Source organism: Nonomuraea indica (assembly GCF_002850745.1).
GTDB lineage: Bacteria > Actinomycetota > Actinomycetes > Streptosporangiales > Streptosporangiaceae > Nonomuraea > Nonomuraea indica.
This window is the reverse complement of record NZ_PJOK01000049.1, coordinates 228,448-246,728: the sequence shown is the minus strand read 5'-3', so window position 1 is coordinate 246,728 and position 18,281 is coordinate 228,448. Positions and strand designations below refer to the sequence as shown.

Sequence of the window (18,281 nt, the reverse complement as noted above, 5' to 3'; positions counted from 1 at the left end):
CCGTGGTCTTCAAACGGATGCTGGGTGCGTTCGGTGTGGGCGCCCCCTCGGTGGACACCGTCCTGGCCACTCCGCGAACCCGGCCGGGCGGCTCGCTGGCCGGCGAGGTGCGCCTCAAGGGCGGCGACTTCGACGCCGACATCGAGCACGTCACCCTCGGCCTGGTGGCCAGGGTGGAGGTCGAGTTCGGCGAGGGCGAGGGCGCGGGGGTCGGCGAGTTCTCGCGCGCCCAGGTGTCCGGCCCGTTCACCCTGCGCAAGGGCGAGGACCGCGTGATCGGCTTCGAGATCCCCGTGCCGTGGGAGGCGCCGATCAGCGAGATCGCCGGCCGGCGCCTGACCGGCATGGCGCTCGGCGTGCGCACCGAGCTGGCCATCGCCAAGGCCGTCGACAAGGGCGACCTCGACATGGTCGACATCGAGCCGCTGCCCTCCCAGCTGCGCATCCTGGACGCGTTTCCGCAGCTCGGGTTCCAGTTCAAGTCGGCCGATCTCGAAGCGGGCCGGATCCACGGATCGCGCCAGGAGCTGCCGTTCTACCAGGAGATCGAGTTCTATCCGCCGCCGCAGTACGCCGGGTCGGTCGGGGAGATCGAGGTGACCTTCGTGACGAACCCGGGCGGGCTGGAGGTGATCCTGGAGGCCGACAAGAGCTCGGGGCGCTACTCCGGTGACGCCATCGGCCGCTTCACGATCAGCCACGACGACGCGATGCGGACCGACTGGGCGGGCGAGATCGGCCGCTGGCTGTCCGGCCTCGCCCAGTACGGCGGCGGCTTCCACGGCGGGCACCACGGCGGGCACCACGGCGGGCACCACGGTCACCACGGCGGGTCCGGCCTGGGCGCGGTGGCCGCCGCCGGGGCCGCGGGCGTCGTCGGCGGCCTCGTGGCGGGCGAGATTCTCGAGGAGGCCTTCGAGGACGTCTTCGAGGGCGAGGAGGACTGACGTCCCCGTCCCCCCGCGCACACCGCCGGGCTCCAGCCGGTCGGTGTGCGCGGCGGACCCCGTCAGCGGGCCGCCAGCGGGCCGTCCACGAGGCGCTCACCGGCCGCCAGGGTCGCGAACAGCTCCTCCCAGAGCGGCATGACCACCTCCGGCGTGTAGTCGCGCGCCGTGCGGGCGGCGCCGGCCCCGAGCCGCAGCCGCAGCTCGCGGTCGGCCATCAGCCGCCGCAGCGCCCCCGCCAGCGCCTCCACGTCGCGCGGCGGCACCAGCAGGCCGTTCTCGCCGGAGGTCAGCACGTCGCCGGGTCCGGTCGGGCAGTCGAAGGCGGCCACGGCCAGGGCGTGCCCCATCGCCTCGATCATCGCCATCGGCAGCCCCTCGATCCGTGAGCTGAGCGCGTACACGGACGCCTCGGCGAGCTCTTCGTGGATGCGGTCGCTGCGCCCCATCAGCCGGGCCCGCCCGCCCAGCCGGTGCTCGTCGATGCGGTCCCGCAGCCGGTCCTTCGCCGGGCCGGTGCCGAAGATGCGCAGCCGCCAGTCGGGGAACTCCGGCGCGACCGCGGCGAAGGCCGCGAGCAGCATGTCGAAGCCCTTCTGCGGCACCAACCGGCCCGCGGCGATCACCACGGGACTGGTCTGGTCGGAGTGCCGGCGGCCGGCCAGATGGACCGCGTTGGGGATGCGGACGATCGGCGTGCCGTCGAGCAGCGCCCGGTACTCGGCCCGGCTGGTCTCCGTCAGCACCGCCACCGCGTCGAAGCACCCGTAGTGCCGGGCGATCTCGTCGCGCACGGTGTGCGGGTACGCGGCGAGGTTCATGTGCTCCTGCGCGACGCGCACCACGCCCTTGGCGGCGCGGCGGGCGGAGATCAGGTTCAGCGCCGGCCGGGTGGTGACGAGGATGCCACCGTCCAGCGAGGACACGTAGTCGATGACGGCCCGCTCGACCCGCTCGGTGAAGTAGCCAGCGGCGAACTCCCCGTAGGGGACGATCTTGCCGCGCGCCCGGCGCCACACCTTGCGGGCCAGCGAGTCGGACGCGATCCCGTCGCGCTGGTCCACCAGCGCGGACAGGCGGACCCGGCCGTCGATGCCGAACTGCGGCGTGTCACGGCGCCGGACCACGCTGACGATCTCGACGTCGTGCCCGGCCTCCGCCATCGCGTTGGCCTGGTTGACCACCGTCCGGATCGTGCCGCCCATGCCGTACGCGTGCAGCAGCATGTATCGGAGTTTCACGGCAGGTACTCCCACGTGCGGCACATCGCCCGCAGCGACTCGGGGACCTCCTCCTCGGCGGGAAGGTCGCGCCCCGGCTGGACGGTGCCGGAGCGGATCTTGTCCTTCCAGTCGCCGAGACCCTTGGTCACCACGTCGGGGGTGCCGTACCGCAGCATCTGGGGCGCCCAGTCGAGATCCAGGAACTCGCAGATGCGGCGGCAGGTCTTCTCCGGGTCGGCGGTCAGCTCCTCGTAGCGCACGGTGAGGCCGGGCAGCGCCCTGCGGGCCCGCTCGACCGCCTTCATGTACCGCAGGGCGTCGAGGGCCGCCTCCTCGGGGGTGCGCTTGTCCGGGCTCGCCTCGTGCCAGGACGCCGCGATGGAGGCGGGGTGGCGCAGCAGGAACACGTAGCGCGCGTCGGGCCAGCACGCGGCGATCCGTTCGTGGGCGAACGCGTTCGCCGGTGTCTTGTCCACGACGTGCTTCTTGCCGCTGCGTACGAGCTCCCGGTGCAACACCCTGTCCCACAGCAGGTGCTCCAGGTCGGCCCGGTTGTGCCCGAGCGCCTCCATCGCCTTCTCGGCCAGCGAGGTACCGAATTCCACGGTGAGGCGGCGAACGTGCAGCTCGTGCGGGGCGTGCAGGTCGGGATGGGCGTTCAGCATCGACCGCAGCAACGTCGAGCCCGACCTGACCGGTGACATCACGAACACCGGAGCCGTCAGCAGGCGGTCGGTCGCCGGGTCGGCCGGAGGCCGGAACGGCGTCTCCGCCCGCTTGCGCGGCTGCGGCGCCCGTTGCTCCGCTTTCCCTACTCGTTCAATGTGGAATCCTGTGTACCTGGCCAGCGCTCCGTTGATCCTGCGCTGCCATGCCATGTCGTGGGAGGCTACACAGCTTTTCTTGGAGTTCTCTGAGAGCCGGTCGTCGGCGGAGATCCAGAGGCTCGTGCCCGGCGGGTCGGCGATGGTGACGCCCCGTAGCGCGTGGTGATGCGCCCGTTCGTCACCGGAGAATCGTCTCGCCGCGGGTGGTCCCGTCATTCCTCGGGGCGCATGAATCAGGGACCTTGGCTGTCCGGAGTTTCCGTCTTTACCAAAGAGAACTGACGTGATTGTGTGGGCCATAACGGTCTCGAGGGGAGGTAGATGTCAATGACCGATGCGATTATGCGATTCGGCGACAAACTGCTGACGCGAATGGTCCCCAAGGTGACGGCCCTGGCGAGCAGCCCCTGCCAGTGCAGGCGGCGCTGCTGCAGGATACAGGGAGCCCGCGCCGTGGAAGGCTATTACATCGAGCACTGTTTCAGCGGTTCCGCGTGCACGGGGTGTAATCTCACGGGCCGCGACTGTTAGCCGGTGAACCGCGAGGCCGCCGTGCTCCCGTGGCTCGGCGGCTTTCCGGAACCCCGTTGACGAACAAGCCGTTTCTCCTTTTCCGCGGCGGGAGCGTGCGTGCAATACCTTTCTTTCGGCGTGACCTTTCTCGTCGGTGTCGTCTTCGCCGTTTCCACGGTGAGCAGGCTGCGGCCGGGACAGTGGCGGGACTTCGTGGAATCGACACGCAGGCTGCTGGGCGCCTTCCTGCCGTCGGGCGCGGCCCCGGGGGCCGTCGCCCGGCTGGTGGCGCCCGCCGTGACCGCCGCCGAGGCGGCCGTGGTCGTGCTGCTGGTCCCCGCGCGCGCCGTGGCGCTCACGCTGGCGGCGCTGCTGCTGACCGCCTTCGGCGTGGCCATCGCCCTGGCGCTGCGGCGCGGCGTCGCGACGGCCTGCCGGTGCTTCGGCGGCTCGGCGGAGCTGAGTCCCTGGCACCTGGCGCGCAACGCGCTGCTCCTCGCCGCGACCGGCACGGGCCTGCTGGCGGCGCCCGCCGCGCCGGGCTCGGCCGACCTGGGCGCGTTGCTGGTGGCCGCGGCCGCCGCGCTGGTGGCGGGCATGGTGCTCGTCCGGCTCGATGACGTGGGAGAGCTGTTCGGTCCGGGACTGTCGCGGCACACCCCGGTCGGGGGCCGGTCCGGGAGCCACGTGGAAGGGAGCATGTGATGGCCGTGTTGTGGGCCGCCGTCATCCTGGTGGGCGTCATCGGCACGCTCAACCTGATCCTCACCCTGGGGGTGGTCCGCCGCCTCCGTGAGCACGCCACGCATCTGGAGACGCTGCTGCGCTCCGGCGCCGGAGCGCTGGCCCCGCCGGGGCTGCCGCACGTGGGAGGCGCGGTCGGCGAGTTCGCCGCGCGGACCCTGGACGGCGAGGACGTCTCCAGGAGCTCCCTGTCGGGTGAGACGCTGGTCGCGTTCTTCAGCCCCGGCTGCAAACCGTGCCTGGAGAAGCTGCCGGGCTTCGTCGAGCACGCGCGCCGCCGCATCGGCGGCCGCCGCCTGATCCTGGCGATCGTGGCGGGCGGCGACCAGGCCGCCCGGGAGATGGTGCGGGAGCTGAGCCCGGTGGCGCGGGTCGTGGTGGAGGACGGCTACGAGGGACCCGTCGCGCGGGCCTTCCAGGTCGCCGAGTATCCGGCGTTCTGCCTGGTCGACAGCGACGGTCTGATCGTCGCGGCCGAGGGTGACGTGACCAGGCTCGGCCTGCCCGCCGACAGGTGACCCGGCTCCGGCCCGGGGCGGTGGCGCTCGGGATCTGGCTGGTCGTGGCGGTGGGCGTGGGCGGCCTGTCGTGGCTGCGCCGCAGGTACGTGCTGGTCTCCGTGTCGGGGGCCAGCATGGAGCCCGCGTACCGGTCGGGTGACCGGGTGTGGGTACGCCGGACCACGGCGGACGGGGTGCGGGCCGGTCAGGTCGTGGTGGTGCGGCTGCCGCATCCCGAGACAGGGGAGGCCGGCCCCGCGCGGCCGTGGAGCATCAAGCGGGTCGCGGCCGCCCCCGGCGAGCCGGTGCCCGAGCACGGGGTGCCGGGCTGGGAGCCGGGCGCGCGGGTGCCGCCCGGCTGCCTGGTGGTGCACGGTGACAACGCCGGGGACTCCTACGACTCGCGGCACTGCGGCCACGTGCCCGGTGACCGGCTGCTCGGCCTGGTGGTGCGGCGCGTCGGGCCGGTGTCGTAGAGTCTCCCGTCGCCCGCCCTCCGCGCCCTCGGCGGAGGGCCGTCACCTGTCACAGGAGGCTGACCCGTCATGCCCAAGCGCGTCGTCAACACCCCCGAGGCCGCCCCGCCCGGCGGCCCGTACTCGCAGGCCGTGGTCGCCGGCGATCACGTCTACCTGGCCGGCGCCTGCCCGGTGCTGCCCGACGGCACGTGGGTGCGCGGCTCGTTCGCCGAGCAGGCCCGCCAGGCGTTCACGAACCTCGCCAAGGTCGCCGAGGCGGCGGGCGCCGACCTGTCGCAGGCCGTCCGGGTGGGGATCTACCTGAGCGACTTCGCGTACTTCCCGGAGCTGAACGAGATCTACGTGGAGTTCTTCGGCACCGAGAACCTCCCGGCGCGCACCACGATCCCGGTGGCGCTGAGCGGGTTCGACATCGAGATCGACGCCGTCCTCTACACCGGCTGAGCGGCCGAGAGGCACCGGACCGCAGGCGCGGGCGTCCGTCTCCGGCAGGGGGCGCCCGCGGGGCCGCCGCGATGGCGGCGCGGGGTTGTGGGAAGCGTTCTGACCGGAATCGCTTGCGCGGCTGTCCGGGATGATTAACTCTTAGGAAGGTTTCCTTTTTATTCCCGTACACCCCCCAGGGAGTAACAGGTGCGCAAGACGACGATCGCCGCGGCCGTGGCCGCCGCCGGAGTGCTGGCCCTGCTTCCCGCCTCGGCGGCGAACGCCCACGGCACGATGTCCGACCCGCCGAGCCGCGTCTACGTCTGCAAGAACGAGGGCCCCGAGACGCCCAGCTCGGCCGCCTGCAAGGCCGCCGTCGCGGCCAGCGGCCCGCAGGCCTTCTACGACTGGAACGAGGTCTCGCTCCTCGAAGCGGGCGGGCGGCACCGCGAACTGATCCCCGACGGCAAGCTGTGCAGCGCCGGCCGGGAGAAGTATCGGGGCCTGGACCTGCAGCGGGCCGACTGGCCGGCGACCCGGGTGCGGCCAGGCGGCTTCACGCTGACCTACCACGCCTCCGCCCCGCACTCCAACAGCAACTTCGAGTTCTACATCACCCGCGAGGGCTGGAACCCGACCATGCCGCTCAGGTGGTCGGACCTGGTCCACATCAGGACCTTCACGAACCAGAACCCCACCACGTTCACCAAGTGGACGGTCGACCTGCCGGAGCGCAGCGGCCGGCATGTCCTCTACTCGATCTGGCAGCGCGTCGTCGGCAGCAACGAGGCGTTCTACACCTGCTCCGACGTGGACTTCGGCGGCGGAGGCGGCACCCCCACGCCGACCCCCACGCCCACGCCGACCCCCACCGCCACGCCGACTCCCACACCCACCCCCACGCCGACCCCGACGTCGCAGCCGGGCGGCGCCTGGACGGCCGGCACGGCCTACCGGCCCGGCGACCAGGTGACGTACGGCGGGGCGAGCTACACCTGCCTCCAGGCGCACACCGCCCTGGCCGGCTGGGAGCCGCCGAACGTGCCCGCCCTGTGGAAGCGCGCCTGACGCTGTGCGGCGCGTCGCGGTGCTGCTCGGCCTCGTCGCGGCTGCCCTGCTGGCCGCCTGCGGGCCCGCCGAGCCCTCGGGCGGCGACCCGGTCAACGCCCAGGACGTGATGTTCGTGCAGATGATGGTGCAGCACCACCGGCAGGGCATCGAGATCGCCAAGGTGGGCGCCGACCGGGGCTCGACTCCCGAACTGCGGACGCTGGCCTCGGCCGTGGCGACCACCCAGCAGAGTGAGGTGGAGATGATGCTGCGCTGGTTGCACGCCTGGGACCAGCCGTTGACGCCCGCCGAGGACGCGCACGACCACCACGGCGGCATGCCGGAGACCGACAGGGAGCGCATCGCCGCGCTGCGGAGGTCGGACGACGTGGAGCGCGACTTCCTCAACCTGCTCATCGCCCATCAGGACGACGCCGTCCAGATGGCCGGGTCCGAGGTGGCCGGCGGGGTCAACCCGGAGGCGACGCGCTGGGCGGCCCAGGTTCAGGCGTCGCGCCGGGCGCAGATCCAGCAGATGCTCGGCCTGCTGGAGAGGGACGGCCGCTGACCCGGCCGGCCGGCACGCACCCATCCCGCTCCTGACGCGGCGGGGCCACGACCTCATGTGGCCCCGCCGTGTCGGTTCTGCCGTACCTCGTTCTCGTCATAGACGGCTCTGCCGTTAAGTGATTAGATGACTTGATATGTCCGAGGTAACGCGGCCGACCCTTTCCGACGCCCTGACCGAGCGCATGCTGGAGCTCATCCGCACGGGCGGGCACCGGCCGGGCGACCGGCTGCCCTCGACCAGAGAGCTGTCCCAGCGCTTCGCCGTCACCACCCCGACGCTGCGCGAGGCGCTGCGCAGGCTGGAGGCGACCGGCGCCATCGAGATGCGGCACGGGTCGGGCATCTATGTCGGCCCCGCCATCGAGCGCCTCGTGCTGCCCAACCCCAACATGCGCGAGATGCGCGGCGGTCAGCTCCTGGAACTGCTGGACGCCCGCATCGTCATCGAGCCGCCGCTGGCCGCCATGGCCGCCCGGCGGGCGCGGGGCGACGACCTCGCGGCGCTGGAACGGGTGCTCGGCGAGGCCGCCACCCACCTGCGCGGCGAGGACGCCGAGCTGCACGAGGCGAACATGACCTTCCACCGGGCCACCGCCCGGCTGGCCGGCAACAGCGTCCTGCACGAGGTCGTCGACTCGCTGCTCACCGTGCACGGGGCCGAGCAGCGGGAGATCCTGCAGATCTTCGACGACCGGCGCCGCGACCACGAGGAGCACCGCGCGATCCTGCAGGCCATCGTGGCGGGCGACGCCACGGCGGCCGAGGACCGCATGCGGGCTCACCTGGCGGACGTCAAGTCGGTCATCGAACAGAGGTTGCACCAACCCCCCAAGTGAAACAAGGAGGCCGGGGCATGATCCGGTCACGCATGGCCACGTTCGGCGTGCTCGCCCTGTTGCTCGCCGCCTGCGGCGGCAACGGCGCCGCCACCCAGCAGAAGAAGACCGAGCTGACGCTCTACAACGACAAGGGCGCCTGGACCAAGTTCTTCGACGAGATGGGCGCGCTGTCCAAGCAGAGGATCGGCCTCGGCATGAAGCCGACGGGCTACACCGACTCGGCCCAGTACCAGGCGTTCATCAAGGCGTCGTTCCGGACGGACGTCAAGCCGGACCTGTTCACCTGGCAGACCGGGGGCATGCTGGAGGAGATCGTCAAGCAGAGGCAGGTGGCCGAGACCACGGCCGTCTGGCAGGAGGCGATCAAGGCCGGTGACCTGTCGCCGGACCTGATGCCCTACTACACGATCGGCGGCAAGCAGTACTGCGTGCCGATGAACGTCGCCTACTGGGGCATGTTCTACAACAAGAAGATCTTCGACGAGCACGGCCTGCGGCCGCCCGCCACCTGGGAGGACCTCGTCAAGGCCGCCGCGACGCTGAAGAAGGCCGGCGTCACGCCCTTCTACCACACCAGCGTGCTGTTCTCCTTCGTCTGGTTCGAGCAGCTCATGGCCGGCATGGACCCCGACCTGTACGACCGGCTGGCCACCGGCAAGGCGAAGTACACCGATCCGGGTGTGGTCCAGGTCATGGAGAAGTGGAAGGAGCTCATCGACGCCGGATATTTCATGAACCCGGGTGACAAGACGGACCCCGGTGACGTGATGAAGACCGGCAAGGCCGCCATGGTCTCGTTCGGCACCTGGTTCAACACCAGCATGACCCAGCGCGACCTCAAGGCCGGCTCCGACTACGGCTTCTTCGTCATCCCCAACGTCAACCCCGCCCTGCCCAAGACCTCGGTCATCTTCGAGAGCGGCCCGCTCTGCTCGCTGGCCAAGGCGGCCGACCCCGAGGCCTCCGCGAAGTACCTCAAGTGGTGGACCACCGCCGAGGCCCAGGAGAAGTGGGCCACCACCCGCGGCGACGTCAGCGCCAACCCCAAGGTGACCATCGCCGACGAGGCCCTCGGCCAGATCACCAAGGACGCGGGCAGCGGCAGGTACCGCCTGGTCAACCGCTACTTCGAGGCCACCCCGCCGCCCATCCTGACGGCCGCGCTCGACGGCTTCGGCACGTTCGTCACCGAGCCCGGCACCTACAAGGAGGTCCTGGAGACGATCCAGAAGGAGGCCGACGAGTACTGGAGCACGCACCAGTGACCCGTGCCCCGATGCTGGGCCGGTTCCGGTACGGGTACGTGGCTCCCGCCGCGCTGCTGGTCGCGGTGCTGCTGTACGCGCCGTTCCTGTGGACGGCCTACCTGAGCCTGACCCGCTACGACGGGCTGTCGGAGCCCGAATGGACCGGCCTGGCCAACTTCGCCCACCTGCTCGACGACCCGGCGCTGCTCACCTCCACCCGCAACACCCTGCTCTGGGTGGCCGGCACGATGCTCCTGCCGGTCGGGCTGGGCCTGCTGGTGGCGGTGCTGTCCTACGACCTCAGGGGCGGCGGGTGGTACCGGGTGCCGTTCATGCTCCCGTACGCGCTCAGCGGCGCCGGGCTCGCCATGGTGTGGAGCCCCGTCCTGTCGCACGACGGCGTCGCCAACACGCTGCTCGGCGTGGACACCGCGTTCCTGCAGGAGGCACCGGTCAACACGCTGGCCATGCTGCTGGTGTGGACCTGGCAGCAGCTCGGCGTCAACACGCTGCTGTTCGTGGTCGGCCTCCAGTCGATCCCCAAGGAACCCATCGAGGCGGCCCGGCTCGACGGCGCGTCCGGGTGGCGGCTGTTCCGGCACGTCATCTGGCCGCTGATGAGACCGCTGACCGCCGTCGTGGTGGGGCTGGCGCTGGTGGCGAGCCTGAAGACGTTCGACATCGTCTGGGTGATGACGCAGGGCGGGCCGGGCCGCAACTCCGAGACGCTCGCGGTGACCATGTACAAGGAGACGTTCGTGGCCAGCGACTACGGCTACGGCTCGGCGGTCGCGGTGCTGCTGACGGTGGTCACCGGGCTGGCCTCCTACCTCTACCTCAGGAGGCAGGTGCGATGATCCGCCGTGCCGTGCTCGTCGTGCTCGGGCTCGTCTGGCTCGGGCCCACCTACCTGCTGATCGTCAACGCCTCCCGGCCGGCGGCCTCCTACGACCCGTCCCGGGCCTGGGCGCCGTCGGGGGACTTCGCGCTGTTCGCCAACTTCGCCACCGCCCTGGAGAGCGCCGACCTGGGGCGCAGCCTGGCCAGCACCGCCCTGTACAGCGTGGTCTCGCCCCTGCTCGGCGTCGTGATCGGGGCGCTGGCCGGGTACACCATCGTGGTGCTGCGGCTGCGTCACGGCTTCTGGTGGTTCCTGCTCATCTTCGGCGGCACCGTGTTCCCGTCGCAGATGCTCCTCGTGCCGCTGTTCGTCGGCTACAGCGACGCCGGCCTCTACGACACGCGCCTCGGCATGATCCTCGTCTACACGGCGGTCAACGTGCCGCTGGCCGCGTTCGTGCTGCGCAACTTCTACGGCGGCGTGGCGTTCTCGATCTTCGAGGCGGCGCGGATGGACGGCGCCTCGACCTGGCGGATCTTCTGGCGCGTCTACCTGCCCCTGTCGACCAGCGCCCTCGCCGCCGTGTTCATCCTCGAGTTCACCTTCATCTGGAACGACCTGATCTTCGGCCTGACGCTGACCACGACCGCCGACGTGCGGCCGGTGATGACGGCGCTGGCCGGCCTGATGACCGACGTGTACGCGGGCACCCCCGTGCCCGTCGGGCTGGCCGCCGGGCTCGTCTGCTCGCTGCCCACGGTCGTGCTGTTCCTCGCCACCCAGCGCCTCTTCGCCCGAGGCCTGTCCCTAGGGAGTGTCTGAATTGACCAGCCGGTTGCTGCAGCGGAGCCTGGGCTCCCCCGACTACGACGGGATCAGGCAGGCGCTGCGCGACGACACCTCGACGCCCGTGATCCGGTTGCGCGGGCTGGAGGTGCGCGTCGCGGTGCTGCCGCTGTTCACCCACGACGGCCGCCAGGCGGTCCGGGTGACCAGCACGCGGCCGCTGACCCACGTGCTGGTCGGCGTGGACAGCGCCACCGGGAGCGACGTCACGCTGCTCGTGCCCGAGGTGACGGCGCCGCGCGCCTTCACGCTGGAGTCGCGCGACGACGAGGGGCTGGTCGGCACCGCCCAGGTCACGGTGACGCCACAGCGCAAGTGGAGCGTGTTCGTCGTCCACCACTCCCACCTCGACATCGGCTACACCGACCCGCAGGGCACGGTGCTGCGCCACCACCTCGACTACCTCGACGCCGCCGTCCGGCTGGCCGGCGAGACCGCCTCCTGGCCGGACGACGCGAGATTCCGCTGGACCGTCGAGTCGTCCATGCCCGCGCTGCGCTGGCTCGCCGCCCGGCCGGCCGAGCAGGTGGAGGCGTTCGCCGCGCTGGCCCGCGAGGGGGTCATCGAGGTGACCGCGCTGCCGTTCCAGCTGCACACCGAGGCGTGCTCGACCGAGGAGCTCTACCGCCAGCTCCGCTTCACCACCGAGCTGCGCGACCGGTTCGGCTTCGCCACGACGTCGGCCATGCACACCGACGTGCCGGGCGCCGTGGTCGGCCTGGTGGACGCGCTCGACGCGGCCGGGGTCCGCTACCTCGCCGCCGCGCACAACTGGGCCGGCCGGTCGGTGCCCTACCTGCACGGGGGCGACAAGCTGACCCGGCCGTTCCGGTGGCGGGCGCCCAGCGGCAACGAGCTGCTGGTGTGGTTCACCGACACGCCGCACGGCATGGCGTACATGGAGGGCAACACGGTCGGGCTCACCGACTCCTACGAGCTGGCCGACGACCTGCTGCCGCGCTACCTGGCCGCCCTGGCGACGCGCGGCTACCCGTACGGGCCGGGCACGTTCGGCTGGCAGGGGCCGGACGCGCCGCGCGAGCCGTACGAGCTGGACGTGCTGCACCTGCGGGTGCAGGGCGCGCACGCCGACAACGCCGGGCCGTCGATCATGCCGGCCTCGATCGTCCGCACCTGGAACGAGCGGTGGGCCTACCCGCGGCTGCGCTCGGCCGTCAACAGCGACTTCTTCCGGCACGTCGAGGAGCGCCACCTCGACCGGCTGGCCGTGCACGAGGGCGACTGGACCGACTGGTGGGCCGACGGGCTGGGCTCGGGCGCCCGCCCGCTCGGCTACGTGCGGCGCGCGCAGTCGGCGCTGCGGGCCGCCGAGACCCTGCACACGCTGGCCGGGGCCGACGCGACCGAGCAGATCGACGCCGCCTACGACAAGGTGGCGCTGTTCAACGAGCACACCTGGGGCGCCGCGAACCCGTGGGAGGACGCCGAGGAGGCGGGCGACTCCGGCGGCCTGCAGTGGACCCGCAAGTCGTCGGGCGCCTACGACGCCAAGGACGACGCGACCGACCTGCTGCACGCAGCGACGCGCCGGTTCGGCGCCGCCGTGTCGGGCGAGCCGGTCGAGGGGACGCTGGCGTCGTTCGCCGTCTTCAACCCGGGCACGACGGGGCGGACCGACGTCGTGCGGGCGTTCCTGCCGCGCGACGTGGTGCCGGCCGACGTGCCGATCGCGCTGGTGGACGGGCGCACGGGCGAGCCGCTCGCCCACCACGAGGAGTATGTGCACCCCGACGACTGGCCGACCCGGCCGATCGGCCGGCATCTGCACGCGGTCGTGCCGGCCGTGCCCGGCCACGGCTACGTGCGGATCGACGTGGTCCGCGGCGAGAGCCGGGCGCCCGAGCCGGTCCGGCTGGACCTGAGCGGCGTGATCGAGAACGAGTTCTACCGGGTGAGCTACGACGTCGGCGCGGGCCACATCGGCTCGATCTTCGACAAGGCCGCCGGGCGGGAGCTGGTGAACCGCGACGCGGCGGCCGGGTTCGGCCAGTACGTCTACGACCGCTACGCCACGGCCCCCCACTTCAACCACCTGTCGGGCCACGTCGGGGCGCACGACAGGACCCTGCTCGGCGACCGGGCGGTCGGCACCCACGCCACGATCGTCAAGGCCGAGCGCACCGCCGTCGGCGAGAAGCTCGTCGTCGAGCTGCGCGGCAAGGGCGTCGACTGGCTGCGCACCACGATCGAGCTGCACCGCGGCGTCGCCCGCCTGGACCTGACCTACCAGCTCGCCAAGCAGGGCACCCCGGCCAAGGAGGCGGTCTTCCTGGCCTTCCCGTTCGCCACCGGCCCGGCCACCGCGTGGGAGCTGACCGGCGGCGTCGGCGGGCCGGACGTGCCCCGGGTGCCGGGCTCGGCCGCGTACATGCTGCCGATCCGCCACTGGGTCGCCTTCGACGACCCCGAGCTGACCGTCGCCTGGGCCACGCTGGAGGCGCCGCTGGTGCAGCTCGGCACCATCCACATGCCGTACGCGCCGTTCCCGCCGACCCTCGACCACGAGGACGGCACGGTCTACTCGTGGGCGCTCAACAACATCTGGGACACCAACTTCCCGGCGCAGCAGCAGGGCGAGACGACCTTCCGGTACGCGGTCATGTCCGGGCCCGGCGAGACCGGGCGGCGGCTGGGCGCGCTGGCCGCCGCGGGGCTGACCGAGCCGTTCGCCGGCGTCCTGCTCCAGGGGCCGGCCGCCGACCCCACCCTGACGTACGCCGTGGTCGAGCACCCCGACGTGCTGATCACCTCGATCGGCCGGGCCGGTGCGGAGCACGTGGTCAGGCTGCAGTCGCTGGCCCCCGAACCGGTCGAGACGATGGTCACCCTGCCGGGCCTGGTCTCGGCCACGGTGAGCGCGGGGCTGCGGCACGGGCGCGAACCCGCCGAGCTGGTGGGCGAGTCGGTCACGGTACGGCTGCCCGCGTGCGGCGTGGCCGCGATCTGGGGGACGTGCCGGTGAAGATCGTCGACATCCGGGCCACCACGGTCGCCGTCCCGCTGGAGGCGCCGCTGCGGCACAGCAACGGGGCCCACTGGGGCCGGTTCATCCGCACGATCGTCGAGGTCGAGGCCGACAACGGGCTCGTCGGCCTGGGGGAGATGGGCGGCGGCGGCGAGAGCGCCGAGGCGGCCTTCCGGGCCCTCGTGCCGTACCTGAAGGACCACGACCCGTTCCAGCTCGAAACGCTCCGCTTCAAGATCGCCAACCCGACGGCGTCGCTGTACAACAACCGCACCCAGCTCCTGGCCGCCGTCGAGTTCGCCTGCATCGACCTCATGGGGCAGCAGCTCGGCGTGCCCGCCTGCGACCTGCTCGGCGGGCGGGTCCGCGACGCCGTGCCGTTCGCGTCCTACCTGTTCTTCCGCTACCCGTCGGAGCGGCACGCCGAGATCCGCACGCCCGGCCAGCTCGTCGAGCACGCGCGGGCGCTGAAGCGGCGGCACGGGTTCACCGTGCACAAGCTCAAGGGCGGCGTGTTCCCGCCGGACTACGAGCTGGAGTGCTACCGGGCGCTGGCCGACGCCTTCCCCGGCGACCGGCTGCGCTACGACCCCAACGCGGTGCTGTCGCTGGCCGAGGGGCTGCGGTTCGGCCGGGCCATCGAGGGGCTCGACAACGACTACCTGGAGGACCCCGTCTGGGGGCTGGAGGGGCTGCGCGCGGTGCGCGAGCAGGTGCGGGTGCCGCTCGCGACCAACACCGTCGTCGTCAACTTCGAGCAGCTCGCCTCCAACGTGCTGCGCCGCGCCGCCGACGTGGTGCTGCTGGACACCACCTTCTGGGGCGGCATCCGGCCGTGCGTGAAGGCGGCCGGGGTGTGCGAGACGTTCCAGCTCGGGGTGGCGGTGCACTCCTCCGGCGAGCTGGGCATCCAGCTCGCCACCATGCTGCATCTCGGCGCGGTGCTGCCCAACCTCACGTACGCGGCCGACGCCCACTACCACCAGCTCCGCGACGACGTGATCCAGGGCGGCAGGCTGGCCTACGCGGACGGCGCCATCCCGGTGCCCACCGGGCCGGGCCTCGGCGTGCGGCTCGACCCCGACCGGGTGGCCCGCTACGCCGAGCTGTACAGGGAACTGGGCGGCTACCCGTACGACCGGGACCCCGGCCGGCCCGGCTGGTACGCCCAGGTGCCCAACGAGCGCTTCGCCGACCCGGCGGTCAGCGCCGAGAGCTAGGCGGTCACTCCGGGAGGGCGGCCGGGTTGCGCGCCAGCAGCCCGCCGTCCACCCGGTGCTCCGCCCCGGTGATGAACGACGAGCGCGGCCCCGCCAGGAACGCCACCAGCTCGGCCACCTCCGCCGCCCTGGCCACCCGCCCCAGCGGATGGGCGGCGCCCCAGCGCGCCACCTGCTCCTCCTGCGACAGCGGGCCCCGCCACAGGTCGGCCGCCCAGCGCAGCATCGGCGTGTCCACCGAGCCGGGGCACACCACGTTGACCCGGATGCCGTCGGCGGCGTGGTCGAGGGCCATGGCGCGGGTCAGGCCGTTCAGCGCCGCCTTGCTCGCGGTGTAGGCCGCCACCCGCGCCTGCGAGGCGAACGCCTGCACCGACGACATCAGCACGATCGACCCGCCGCCGCGCGCCCGCAGGTGCGGGACGGCCGCCCTGCACGCGAGGTAGACGCCCTTGAGGTTGATGTCGAGCACCTCGTCCCAGACCTCCTCCGGGGTGTCCTCGACCGTGCCGTACCGCTGCACGCCGGCGCACGTCACCACGATGTCCAGCCCGCCGTACCTGGTAACGGCCAGGTCGGCCAGGTCGCGCATGTCGCCCGCCCGCCGTACGTCGGCGACGACGCCCGTCACCCGCCCGCCGTCGAACGCCGCCCCCGCGTCGGCGCCGCAGAACACCACGGACGCCCCGCCGTCCGCCAGCCGGTCCACCACCGCGCGCCCGATCCCCATCGAGCCGCCCGTGACCAGCGCCACCTTCCCGGCGAACTCCGTCATGCCAGCACCTCCGCCCTCAGCCACATCCGTCTCGTCCCGCGCGGGCCCAGGGTGAGCGCGGTGCCGTTGGCGACCGCCTCCGCCAGCCCGTTCGTCGGCATGCCGGCGAACGGCTCCAGCCCCACCGTGTAGGCGCGCCCCCACCAGGGATGGCCGGTCGAGGCGCCGAGCTCCTGCCACATCCACAGCCAGGGCATGACCGTCGCGTCCCACTCCACCCGCAGGCCGTGGCCCGCGCCGGTGACCTCGTACCAGCCCTCGGCGGCGAACCCCGTCAGGTAGACGATGTCACTCGGCGAGCCCGGCTCGGGCACCACGCTCAGGTCCACCTCACCCCCTCCGTGGGCGGGCACGACCGGCCACCGCCACGGCCCGCCTGCCAGGACCCTGCGCTCCGGCGGGGTTATCGCGCGGTCGTGGGGGACCACGGTGAGCCCCTCCGGCAGCCGGACGCGCGCGCCGGGCCGCAGGAACGGCCGGCCGTACACGAGGTGCTGCCCCCACATGGCGTGCAGCGGGACGTCCGACTCGTTCGTCGCACGCCCCTCCACCTCCAGCACGGCCGTGCCCGACCGCAGCCGGAACGTCTTCTCCAGCAGGTACGGCAGCCGCCGGGTGCGCACGCTCAGCCGGACCGCGACCTCCTCCTCGCGGTCGGCCACCACCTCGACCGCCCACGGCAGTCCCGCCACCTCGCCGTGCTGGGCCAGCCGCGCGCCGTGGTACTCGCTGGGCGCGCCGCCGTTGGGGAAGCACTCCTGCCAGCCGCCCTCGTAGTCGTCGGTGAACAGCGCCACGTCGTCACCGGCGCCGCGCAGGTGCCGGGCCGGGTCGCGCAGCCCCTGCGGGGAGAGCCAGATGAAGTCGGTGTCGGTCCGTTTGTCCAGGAACTCGACGACGTCGCCGCCCTTGTCCGGCAGGACGGTCACCCGCAGCCGCTCGTTCTCCAGCACGACCGCCCGCAGCCCGTCGAGCACGACGGGCCGCAGGCGGGCCGCCCAGTTGCGTCTCACCCGAACGTCACGTCGAGGAAGCGCGGCCGGTAGATGGACACGTCCCGGTAGTGGTCGGTGTTGACGAAGCTGTTGACGTTGTAGGACACGACCAGCCGGTCACCCGAGAGCTGCGGGTGGGCGTGGGCGTTGTAGGTGAAGATGTTCCCGCCCGTCTCGGGGGTGGTGTAGACGTGCTGCTTGCCGGTGAACGGCCCGGCCGGCGAGCACGAGAAGTAGGCCACGATCCTGGCGCTCAGCGCCTCGGTCGTGTCGTGGGTGATGAGCACGTAGCCGCCGCCCACCTTCGTCACGCTGTACTCGTTGGCCACGCCGCTCATGACGCGGGCCGAGTCGGCCTCGTCCGCCGACCAGGTGCCGTCGGCCTTCAGGTACTCCCACGAGCCGAGCAGGCTGCTCCCCTTGACCCGGGCGACGTGCATGTACTTGGGCGAGCCGTGGTCCTCGACGCCGTAGACGTAGGTGTGGCCGCTGTCCTCCAGGATGCCGGAGCCCCAGGCCACGCCGCGTCCCGACGGCAGGGGGTGCACGCTGATCGGCCGTTGCAGGCGGTCCGGCGCGAACCTCGCCACCACGTTGCGGTGCCAGCGCCAGTCCCACGCGCCGGTGCCGAAACGCTCGTACTCCTGGTAGGTCACCTCCACGACGCCGCGAGCCAGGGTGGCGTCGCCGGCCCAGTACCAGTGGTCGCGGTCACGCGGCGGCATGACCGCGGTGGGCTCGGCGGGTGTGCCGTCGTGGATGGTGGACAGCCGGCCGTTCCTCTCGACGGCGAAGGAGTTGTTGAGGAAGACGGTGTCGCCGCCTTCGCCGACCACCGGCGGCCGGGACCCGTCGGGGTTGACCCGGCCGAGGAAGGTGTCGGAGAAGATCCACAGCTCCCGGCCGCTCGGCAGCCGGAGCGAGTAGGTGCCGTCGGCTCCGGTCCAGTCGTCCACCCGGCTGTTGTCGTTGCCGTACGCGGTGAACAGGCTGGTCAGCCGGGGGTTGACGGCGGCGCCGCGGACGGGGCGGGCGCAGGAGGACGCGGGCCGCCCGTCGGGGGTGGCGGCCGCCACCGACGGCACCGGCCGGGGCGGGGCGGCGACGGCCTGCTGCGGTAAGGCGGTGAAGGCGGTGAGGGTGAGAGCCAGCGGGATGAGGGCGGACCGGAGGCGTGTCATCGCGTGTCCTTGGGCTGGGGAGTGTTGCGTACAGTTCTAGTCATCAGATGACTTGATGTCCAGCCCGCCCGA

The 18,281-nt window shown here is 72.3% G+C and carries 18 protein-coding genes; 13 read left to right on the top strand and 5 right to left on the bottom strand.

Annotated features, from left to right (window positions below):
- Positions 1 to 2: 2 nt before the first annotated feature.
- Positions 3 to 947, top strand: a complete 945-nt coding sequence (locus tag CXR44_RS36095; RefSeq protein WP_101790623.1) for a sporulation protein — start codon at positions 3 to 5, stop codon at positions 945 to 947.
- A gap of 62 nt (positions 948 to 1,009) precedes the next feature.
- Here CXR44_RS36095 and CXR44_RS36090 read toward each other — a convergent pair whose 3' ends face one another.
- On the bottom strand, positions 1,010 to 2,188 hold the full coding sequence (locus tag CXR44_RS36090; protein ID WP_101790622.1) for a glycosyltransferase family 4 protein: 1,179 nt from the start codon (positions 2,186 to 2,188) through the stop codon (positions 1,010 to 1,012).
- The gene (locus tag CXR44_RS36085) at positions 2,185 to 3,048 is read right to left on the bottom strand and encodes a sulfotransferase family protein (protein WP_101790621.1); all 864 of its coding nucleotides are present in this window, start codon (positions 3,046 to 3,048) and stop codon (positions 2,185 to 2,187) included. Before CXR44_RS36085 ends, CXR44_RS36090 begins: the two co-directional genes overlap by 4 nt.
- Positions 3,049 to 3,627: 579 nt before the next feature.
- Here CXR44_RS36085 and CXR44_RS36080 point away from each other — a divergent pair.
- From CXR44_RS36080 to CXR44_RS36025, 12 genes are all read left to right on the top strand, one after another.
- On the top strand, positions 3,628 to 4,215 hold the full coding sequence (locus tag CXR44_RS36080) for a MauE/DoxX family redox-associated membrane protein (RefSeq protein ID WP_144070211.1): 588 nt from the start codon (positions 3,628 to 3,630) through the stop codon (positions 4,213 to 4,215).
- Positions 4,215 to 4,772, top strand: coding sequence for a TlpA disulfide reductase family protein (locus CXR44_RS36075; protein WP_101790619.1), 558 nt, complete (start codon positions 4,215 to 4,217; stop codon positions 4,770 to 4,772). The genes CXR44_RS36080 and CXR44_RS36075 overlap by 1 nt, the downstream gene beginning before the upstream one ends.
- On the top strand, positions 4,769 to 5,230 hold the full coding sequence (locus CXR44_RS36070; protein ID WP_219602212.1) for a S26 family signal peptidase: 462 nt from the start codon (positions 4,769 to 4,771) through the stop codon (positions 5,228 to 5,230). The genes CXR44_RS36075 and CXR44_RS36070 overlap by 4 nt, the downstream gene beginning before the upstream one ends.
- Before the next feature lie 69 nt (positions 5,231 to 5,299).
- Complete coding sequence (locus CXR44_RS36065; protein WP_101790618.1) at positions 5,300 to 5,677, top strand: RidA family protein; 378 nt, start codon at positions 5,300 to 5,302, stop codon at positions 5,675 to 5,677.
- Between the two features lie 189 nt (positions 5,678 to 5,866).
- A complete protein-coding gene (locus CXR44_RS36060) occupies positions 5,867 to 6,727 on the top strand; it encodes a lytic polysaccharide monooxygenase auxiliary activity family 9 protein (RefSeq protein ID WP_219602211.1) in 861 nt (286 codons plus the stop codon).
- Between the two features lie 4 nt (positions 6,728 to 6,731).
- On the top strand, positions 6,732 to 7,277 hold the full coding sequence (locus CXR44_RS36055) for a DUF305 domain-containing protein (protein WP_101790617.1): 546 nt from the start codon (positions 6,732 to 6,734) through the stop codon (positions 7,275 to 7,277).
- A gap of 136 nt (positions 7,278 to 7,413) precedes the next feature.
- Positions 7,414 to 8,115, top strand: a complete 702-nt coding sequence (locus CXR44_RS36050; protein ID WP_101790616.1) for a FadR/GntR family transcriptional regulator — start codon at positions 7,414 to 7,416, stop codon at positions 8,113 to 8,115.
- Between the two features lie 17 nt (positions 8,116 to 8,132).
- Complete coding sequence (locus tag CXR44_RS36045) at positions 8,133 to 9,383, top strand: ABC transporter substrate-binding protein (RefSeq protein ID WP_101790615.1); 1,251 nt, start codon at positions 8,133 to 8,135, stop codon at positions 9,381 to 9,383.
- Positions 9,380 to 10,222: a carbohydrate ABC transporter permease gene (locus CXR44_RS36040; RefSeq protein WP_245899852.1), complete on the top strand. Its 843-nt coding sequence runs from the start codon at positions 9,380 to 9,382 to the stop codon at positions 10,220 to 10,222. The genes CXR44_RS36045 and CXR44_RS36040 overlap by 4 nt, the downstream gene beginning before the upstream one ends.
- Complete coding sequence (locus CXR44_RS36035) at positions 10,219 to 11,028, top strand: carbohydrate ABC transporter permease (protein ID WP_101790614.1); 810 nt, start codon at positions 10,219 to 10,221, stop codon at positions 11,026 to 11,028. The genes CXR44_RS36040 and CXR44_RS36035 overlap by 4 nt, the downstream gene beginning before the upstream one ends.
- 1 nt (position 11,029) lies before the next feature.
- The gene (locus CXR44_RS36030) at positions 11,030 to 14,035 is read left to right on the top strand and encodes a glycoside hydrolase family 38 N-terminal domain-containing protein (protein WP_101790613.1); all 3,006 of its coding nucleotides are present in this window, start codon (positions 11,030 to 11,032) and stop codon (positions 14,033 to 14,035) included.
- The gene (locus tag CXR44_RS36025; RefSeq protein ID WP_101790691.1) at positions 14,032 to 15,258 is read left to right on the top strand and encodes an enolase C-terminal domain-like protein; all 1,227 of its coding nucleotides are present in this window, start codon (positions 14,032 to 14,034) and stop codon (positions 15,256 to 15,258) included. Before CXR44_RS36030 ends, CXR44_RS36025 begins: the two co-directional genes overlap by 4 nt.
- 4 nt (positions 15,259 to 15,262) lie before the next feature.
- On the opposite strand, the gene CXR44_RS36020 is transcribed toward CXR44_RS36025, so the two are convergent.
- From CXR44_RS36020 to CXR44_RS36010, 3 genes are read right to left on the bottom strand one after another with little or no spacing between them, the layout of a single operon-like run.
- Positions 15,263 to 16,033 carry an SDR family NAD(P)-dependent oxidoreductase gene (locus CXR44_RS36020; RefSeq protein ID WP_101790612.1) on the bottom strand — a complete coding sequence of 257 codons (771 nt, stop codon included), beginning with the start codon at positions 16,031 to 16,033 and terminating at the stop codon, positions 15,263 to 15,265.
- Positions 16,030 to 17,046 (bottom strand): DUF4432 family protein, encoded by a 1,017-nt coding sequence (locus CXR44_RS36015; RefSeq protein WP_101790611.1) that lies wholly within the window; start codon positions 17,044 to 17,046, stop codon positions 16,030 to 16,032. Before CXR44_RS36015 ends, CXR44_RS36020 begins: the two co-directional genes overlap by 4 nt.
- A complete protein-coding gene (locus CXR44_RS36010) occupies positions 17,043 to 18,209 on the bottom strand; it encodes a glycoside hydrolase family 183 protein (RefSeq protein ID WP_101790610.1) in 1,167 nt (388 codons plus the stop codon). The genes CXR44_RS36015 and CXR44_RS36010 overlap by 4 nt, the downstream gene beginning before the upstream one ends.
- Positions 18,210 to 18,281: the final 72 nt, after the last annotated feature.

Excerpts from the sequence above, each read along its gene's own strand:
- CXR44_RS36085 (WP_101790621.1), bottom strand. The coding sequence starts at position 3,048 with ATGGCATGGCAGCGCAGGATCAACGGAGCGCTGGCCAGGTACACAGGA.
- CXR44_RS36075 (WP_101790619.1), top strand. The coding sequence starts at position 4,215 with ATGGCCGTGTTGTGGGCCGCCGTCATCCTGGTGGGCGTCATCGGCACG.
- CXR44_RS36065 (WP_101790618.1), top strand. The coding sequence starts at position 5,300 with ATGCCCAAGCGCGTCGTCAACACCCCCGAGGCCGCCCCGCCCGGCGGC.
- CXR44_RS36050 (WP_101790616.1), top strand. The coding sequence starts at position 7,414 with ATGTCCGAGGTAACGCGGCCGACCCTTTCCGACGCCCTGACCGAGCGC.
- CXR44_RS36045 (WP_101790615.1), top strand. The coding sequence starts at position 8,133 with ATGATCCGGTCACGCATGGCCACGTTCGGCGTGCTCGCCCTGTTGCTC.
- CXR44_RS36035 (WP_101790614.1), top strand. The coding sequence starts at position 10,219 with ATGATCCGCCGTGCCGTGCTCGTCGTGCTCGGGCTCGTCTGGCTCGGG.
- CXR44_RS36020 (WP_101790612.1), bottom strand. The coding sequence starts at position 16,033 with ATGACGGAGTTCGCCGGGAAGGTGGCGCTGGTCACGGGCGGCTCGATG.
- CXR44_RS36010 (WP_101790610.1), bottom strand. The coding sequence starts at position 18,209 with ATGACACGCCTCCGGTCCGCCCTCATCCCGCTGGCTCTCACCCTCACC.